Origin of the sequence: Rhodoplanes sp. SY1 (assembly GCF_046000175.1) — a bacterium.
Classification (GTDB): Bacteria; Pseudomonadota; Alphaproteobacteria; order Rhizobiales; family Xanthobacteraceae; genus Rhodoplanes.
The window spans coordinates 1-563 of the sequence record NZ_JBEOMB010000241.1 but is presented as its reverse complement, the minus strand read 5'-3'; the positions used below and the strand labels follow the sequence as shown (position 1 = coordinate 563).

The window sequence follows — 563 nt, the reverse complement described above, 5'->3', positions numbered from 1 at the left end:
GGGTCGTCGTTGCAATAGGGCAGCACCGTGAAGCCCGCCGCGACCAGGGTCTCGGTCGCCCGCAGAAGCTCCTCGACATCGGGATACAGAAGTTCGCGGTCGCCGATGACCTCGAGCTTGATCCAGTCGGTGCCGAGCGCCTCGCGGGCGAGCTCGGCGGTCAGCACGGCGTCGCGCGCCGTCTGGCAGCCGGCCGTGTTGGGGAGGAAATGCGCCTTGTCGCCGATCAGGTCGACCAGGCTCTCGTCCTCGCCGGCGAGGCTGATCCGCCGGATCGCCGCCGTCACCATCTCGGTGCCGCTCGCCGCGATCGCGTCGAGCATCACCTTGCGGTTGGGATAGCCGGCTGTGCCGAGGAACAGACGCGACGCGAAGCTGCGCCCCGCGATCACCAGCGGGTCGGTGTTGGTTTCGATGCTCATGTCAGCCTCCGGGCCTCGCCCGCACGATCTCGACGGCGTCGCCGGACGCGAGCGCCGTGGTGCCCCAGGCGGTGCGCGGCACCACCCGTCCATTGACGGCGACTGCGATGCCGCGGGCGCCGGGGTCGATGTCCTTCTCGG

The 563-nt window shown here is 70.3% G+C and carries 1 protein-coding gene and 1 pseudogene; both read right to left on the bottom strand.

The window, feature by feature from the left end:
• Positions 1 to 422: pseudogene (thiG, locus tag ABTU92_RS28855) on the bottom strand (thiazole synthase); the annotation flags it as partial.
• A gap of 1 nt (position 423) precedes the next feature.
• Positions 424 to 531 carry a sulfur carrier protein ThiS gene (gene thiS / locus ABTU92_RS28850; protein WP_408095003.1) on the bottom strand — a complete coding sequence of 36 codons (108 nt, stop codon included), beginning with the start codon at positions 529 to 531 and terminating at the stop codon, positions 424 to 426.
• Positions 532 to 563 lie beyond the last annotated feature (32 nt).